Source organism: Pseudomonas sp. GQ91, from assembly GCF_059758795.1.
The window spans coordinates 295724-302351 of sequence record NZ_JCAXED010000001.1; the positions used below are offsets into that span (position 1 = coordinate 295724).

Here is a 6628-nt window from a genome sequence, read left to right on the forward strand (position 1 = left end):
CGGCGTATCGGCGTCATGCCCCGCGGCGGCGCCCGTGCACTCCGCACTGGGCAAACGGATACGAGGCAAAAACGATTCGATCCGGGTAGTCGCAAAAATGAGAATGACTAGCATCTTCTTCCATGCTTTTGCCTGCCCTCAGCGCCTGGGCCAACCCCGGCCCGGGCCCTAGCGATGAGAAGACGTTGAGCCATGGCCACTCCCAGCACCTCAACCGCAACACTGCTGCGCCAATCCCTGTCCGACGTTCTTGGACTGCCCGCCGACCAGGTGCCCCTGGAGGCCAACCTGATCGAATGGGGGCTGGATTCCGTCACCCTGATCCGCCTCGCCGGCCAATGGCGACGCCAGGGCCTGGCCGCGCGTTTCGCCGACCTGGTGGCGGACCCGCGCCTGTGTGCCTGGCTGGCCCTGCTTGATACGGCGTCCGCAGCCCCTGCGCCCGTCAGCACCTTTACCGATGACAGCCTGCCGTTCGAACTGGCGCCGATGCAGCATGCCTACTGGATCGGTCGCGCCCCCGGCCAACAGTTGGGTGGCGTGGCCGCGCACTTTTATAACGAGTTTGATGGCCACGACGTTGACCCGCGACGGTTGGAAGCGGCCGTGCGGGCCCTGTTCGCGCGGCACCCGATGTTGCGTGCGCAGTTTCTCGATGACGGCCGCCAGCAGATCCTCGCGCACAGCCCTTGGCCGGGGCTGACGGTGCATGACCTGCGCCAGGCCAGCGCCGAACAGGTGCAGCAACGGTTGGCGGCCTTGCGTGCCGAACTGTCCCACCGTCAGTTGGCCGTGGAACAAGGTCAGGTGCTGGATATCCAGCTCTCGCTGTTGCCCGACGGCACCCGCCTGCACCTGAACCTCGACATGCTCGCCGCCGATGCCCTGAGCCTGCGTACCCTGCTCGGCGACCTGGTGCAGTTGTACCGCCAACAACCCCTGCCCGCGCTGGATTACAGTTTTGTCCGCTACCTGGCCGACCTGCGCCAGGACCAGGCCAGCGCCGAACAGCGTGATCGCCGCCAACAGGCGCGCGACTACTGGTTACGGCGCCTCGATCAATTACCCGGCGCTCCGAGCCTGCCGATCAAGCCCCAGGGCGATGACCGCCAGGTCCGCCGTCGTCACCATTGGCTGCCTCCGTCCGAACGCCAGGCATTCGAACGCCAGGCACGGGAGCACGGGCTCACACCGGCCATGGCGTTGGCGGCAGTGTTCAGTGAAGCCCTTGGTGCCTGGTGCGACACACCTGAGTTGTTGCTCAACCTGCCATTGTTCAACCGCACCCCGCTGCATGCCGACGTCGATCGCCTGGTCGGGGACTTCACTTCATCCATCCTGCTGGCCTGGGACGGCCGGGTCGCCGGCACGTTTGCCGCACGCGCCACGGCCCTCCAACGCCGCTTCCACAGCGATGTAGCGCACAGTGCGTTTTCCGGCCTGGAAGTATTGCGCGAACTGTCCCGCCAACGCGGTGAACAGGTGCTGGCACCGGTGGTGTACACCAGCGCGCTAGGACTGGGAGAGCTGTTCGCCGAGGGCGTACAGGCCAGTTTCGGCCAGCCGGCATGGATCATTTCCCAAGGCCCGCAGGTGTGGCTCGATGCGCAAGTTACCGAGCTGGACGGCGGCATCCTGGTCAACCTCGATGCGCGTGAAGGGCTGTTCGCCCGCGGTGCGCTGGATGGTTTGTTCGAAGCCTATACCGGCCTGCTGCAACGCCTGTGTTTTGACCCCGAGGCCTGGCATCAGGCCCCCCCTGCGCTGATTCCCGCCGAGCAACTGGCAGTGCGCCGAACCGTGCAAGGCCAGCGTGCCGCCCTGCCCGTCAAGCGCCTGCATGAAGCGTTTTTTGCCCAGGCACGCCTGAGGCCCACTTTGCCCGCGCTGCTGCATGGCAATCATCAAGTCATCGGCTATGGCGAGCTGGCCGAGCGTGCCCTGCAACTGGCGGCGTACCTGGAAGACCAAGGCATTCAGCGCGGCGATGTGGTGGCGCTGCAACTGCCCAAGGGGCCCGAACAGGTCGTCGCGGTGCTGGGCATTCTCGCGTGCAGCGCCACGTACCTGCCGATCGGCATCGACCAGCCCGAAGCGCGTTGTCATAAAATCTGTGACGGGTCGGGCGCGCGGTTGCTGCTAAGAGCCCTGCCGCCGGCCGGTCCCGCGCTGGACTTCCCGCGACCCGGCGCGGTCAGCGACCTGGCCTACATCCTCTATACCTCCGGCTCCACCGGCGAACCCAAGGGCGTGGAAATCAGCCATCTGTCCTCCGCCAACACCGTGGAAGACCTGCAACGGCGCCTTCAGTTGACCCCCGATGATCGCATCCTCGCGCTCTCCGCACTGGAGTTCGACCTGTCGGTGTTCGACCTGTTTGCCGCGCTGTCCACCGGCGCGGCGGTGATTGGCATCGAGCCCGAAGCGCAGCGGGATGCCCAGCGCTGGCGTGAACTGGCCTTGCAGCACCGCGCCAGCGTGCTCAACTGCGTGCCGGCGCTGCTCGACATGTTGCTCGGGTGCGCACCGGTCGACGCCCGTCTGCCGCTGCGTGCGGTGTTGTTGGGCGGTGACAAAGTCGCCCCGGACCTGGCACCACGGTTGTGGGCCCAGGCGCCGGGCTGTCGCTTCATGGCCTTAGGCGGCGCCACCGAAGCGGCGATCCACTCGACGCTGTTCGAAGCCCTCCCCGGCCAGCCGTTGCATTGGCACTGCCTGCCCTACGGTAGGCCGCTGGACAATGTCAGCCTGCGCATTGTCGACCACCAGGGCCATGACTGCCCGGACTGGGTGGCCGGTGAACTGTGGATCGGCGGCGCCGGGGTTGCCGAGGGTTATCGCGGCGACCGCGTACGCAGCGCCGAGCGTTTTGTCGACTATCAAGGCCTACGCTGGTACCGCACCGGCGACCGTGCGCGCTACCACCCTGACGGCAATGTGGAATTCCTCGGGCGTACCGACTTCCAGCTCAAGCTGCACGGCTACCGCATCGAAGCCGGCGAAGTCGAACAGGCACTGCTGGCCTGCCCAGGCGTGGAGCACGCCGTGGCGTTGCTGAGCGGTCAGCAATTGGCGGCAGTGGTACGCCTGGCGCACGGCGGCGCGCAGCCCGCGCCAATCGACCTGCCGGGCCTGGCCGAACGCTTGCCGGCGTACATGATTCCCTCGTTCATCCTCGGCTGCGCGCAGCTGCCCTTGACCGGCAATGGCAAGGTTGACCGCAAGGCCCTGCACGCCTGGCTCGCCCAGCACGGCCCCGCGCAGCAGGCCAACCTGACGCCGCCCTGCGGAGTCATCGAACAGCAGGTGGCCCGCGCCTGGCAGCAGTTGCTCGGCTGTGGCGAGGTCTACCGCGAGCACAACTTCTTTGCCTTGGGCGGTGACTCCCTGAGTGCCACCCGCTTGGCGCGCCTGCTCGCCGAGCAGGGGCTGGGCGGCGCACGCATCGCCCAGGTATTTGCCAAACCGGTGCTGGCGCAGTTTTGTGCCGTCTTGCATCACCAGGCCCAGGCCGAACCACGGCGCACCCTTGTTCCAGACCTGGCGCAACGCCACGCGCCTTTCCCCATGACCGAGGTACAACAGGCGTACTGGCTGGGCCGCGACCCCAGCTTGGTGCTGGGGGGCGTGAGCTGCCACTTCTACCGTGAATATGATGTCGAGGACCTCGACCTGCCGCGCCTGCAACGCGCAGTGCAGCGCCTGATCGAGCGCCACGAAATGCTACGCGCTGTGTTCGATCACACCGGCCAGGCGCGCATCCTGCAACAGGTACCCGCCTTCGTGATCGGCCAGGACCACGCCAGTCTCGACGACCTGCGCGAGCACTGTGCCCATCGCGTGTTCGCCCCAGACCAATGGCCGCTGTTCGATGTGCAAGCGGTGAGTCACGGCCAGCATACACGCCTGGCGATCAGCCTGGACAACCTGATCCTCGATGCCCTGAGCATCCTGCGCTTCTACGCCGAACTCGATGCCCTGTACCGTGAGCCCGACCTGGCGCTGGCACCGTTGGATCTGTCGTTCCGCGATTACCAAGTGCAGTGCGTCGCAGCACCTGCCGAGCTGCACGCCGCGCAGCGCTTCTGGCAGGAACGCCTGCCCGAATTGCCGCCCCACCCGCAATTGCCGCTGGCCGCCGACCCCGCCAGCCTGGGCCGGCCACGCTTTGAACGCCTGCAAGGGCAGATCGACGCCAGCGCCTGGCAGGCCATTCTGGCCAAGGCCCAGCAACATGGGCTGACCGCCTCGGCGGTGCTGCTCTGCGCCTTCGCCGAAACCCTCGGCCGCTGGAGCGCACGCCCGGACCTGAGCCTCAACCTCACGCTGTTCGATCGCCGTCCCCTGCACCCACAGATCGACCAGGTGATGGGTGACTTCACGTCGCTGACCCTGCTCGGTTATGTGCCGGTGGCGGGTGAACGTTGGGTCGACCGCGCACGGCGTACCCAGCACTCCCTGGGCGAGGCGCTGGAGCACCGTTGCCTGGGTTCGGTGAGTCTGCTGCGCCAACTGGCCCGGGGCAATGGCGAACAACAGGTGAGCATGCCGGTGGTGTTCACCAGTGCCCTGGGCGTGCCGGATGGCACGGCGGCGCCGGTAGACGGCCCGTTTGCCCACCAGGTGTTCGGCCTGACACAGACCCCGCAAGTATGGCTCGATCATCAGGTCGTCGAAGCCAATGGCGGCATCGCCCTGAACTGGGACCATGTGGTCGGCCTGTTTCCCGAAGGCCTGGTCGAAGCGATGTTCGACACTTACCTGCATAGCCTCAACTGGCTGGCCGAGCACGTCTGGGACAGCGCTCCACCTGACCTGCTGCCCCAGGTCCAGGTGCGTCGGCGTGCCCAGCTCAATGCCCCGGTCGACCGCGTGCCGGGCGACCCGACGCTGCACAAAGGCTTCTTCGAACAGGCGCGCCATACTCCGCAGCGCACGGCGCTGTTATGGGGTGAACACGGCACGCTGAAGTATGGCGAACTGGCCGACCGTGCGCTGCGTATTGCCCGCAGCCTGATGGACGCAGGTGTCGCACCCGGCGACCTGGTGGCCGTGTCCCTGGCCAAGGGGCCGCAGCAGGTCGCCAGTGTGCTGGGCATTCTGGCGGCTGGCGCCGCGTACCTGCCGGTGGGTGTCGAGCAGCCGTTGCAACGCTGCCAGCGCATCTTGCAACAGGCAGGCGTGACCCTGATGCTCGCCGAGCACGACCCGCAACTGCCCGGCGTCAAACACCTCAAGCCGTCCACCGCGCTGAAGGCCGATCCGCTGGCGGCACCACGGCCCCTCGCGGCGGATGAACTGGCGTATGTGATCTACACCTCAGGCTCCACCGGCCAGCCCAAGGGCGTGGAAATCACCCACCGCGCCGCGATGAATACTGTGGCCGAGATCAACCGTTGTTATGGCATCCAGGCCACCGACCGGGGCCTAGCCCTGTCGGCGCTGGACTTTGACTTGTCGGTGTATGACCTGTTCGGCCTGCTCTCGGTGGGCGGCGCCCTGGTGCTGATCGACGAAGACCAGCGCCGCGATGCACGCGCCTGGCTCAAGGCATTGCAACAGCACCGCGTGACCCTGTGGAACAGCGTGCCGGCGCTGCTCGACATGCTATTGGAAGCCAACGCCCAAGACCGCCAGCCCCTGGATCTGAAGGTCGCGCTGCTGTCCGGCGACTGGATCGGCCTCGACCTGCCGCAACGCCTGCAACGCCAGGCCCCCGGTTGCCGCTTTATCGCCCTCGGCGGCGCGACTGAAGCGGCGATCTGGTCGAACCACTTCGAGGTGCAACAGCCGCTGCGGGGCTGGCGTTCGATCCCTTACGGCGTGCCGTTGGCCAACCAGGCCTACCGGGTGGTCGATGCTCTGGGCCGTGACTGCCCGGACTGGGTCACGGGGGAATTGTGGATCGGTGGCGCCGGCGTCGCGCGCGGTTATCGCAACGCGCCGCAGTTGAATGCCGAACGTTTTGTCGACGGTTGGTACCGCACCGGTGATCTCGGCCGCTACCGCCCCGATGGCCTGCTGGAGTTTCTCGGGCGCGCCGACAGCCAGGTGAAGATCCGTGGTCATCGCATCGAACTGGGCGAAATCGAAGCCGCACTGGTCCGCCACCCCTGCGTGTGCAGCGCTGTGGCGCTGGTCGCCGAAAATCGACTGATGGCCGCCGTTACTGCCAGCACCTGCGCCGATGTGCTGGCGCAACACCTGGAGCAATGCCTGCCGGCCTACATGCGCCCGGAACGGATTCTGGTTCTGGAACGCCTGCCATTGAGCAGCAACGGCAAGGTCGATCGCCGTGCACTGCTTGCGCCCTTGACCGCCGCTGCTCAGCCAAGGGTGGCGGTGGATGAACAACCACTGAGCGCCGGCGAGCAAGTGATCGCCGAGCTCTGGCAGCACTTGCTCAAGGTGCCGAGCGTCTCGCGCCACGACAACTTTTTCCGCCTGGGCGGCGACAGCCTGCTGGCCACGCGTTTTCTCGAAATGCTGCGCAGCCGCCTTGGTGTGGAACTGCCCATGGGCCAGTTGTTCGGTGCCGCCAGCCTGCTGGAAGTGGCGCAGACCCTCGAACGCCTGCCCGCCCCGCACACCGTTGAAGAAGGCGTTATCTGATGCCCGCGCAATCTCC

At 66.6% G+C, this 6628-nt stretch carries 1 protein-coding gene; it reads left to right on the forward strand.

Going from position 1 to position 6628, the window contains the following annotated elements; all coding sequences use genetic code 11:
- Positions 1-192: 192 nt before the first annotated feature.
- Positions 193-6612 carry an amino acid adenylation domain-containing protein gene (locus tag AC6CIA_RS01170; protein ID WP_498310248.1) on the forward strand — a complete coding sequence of 2140 codons (6420 nt, stop codon included), beginning with the start codon at positions 193-195 and terminating at the stop codon, positions 6610-6612.
- Positions 6613-6628: the final 16 nt, after the last annotated feature.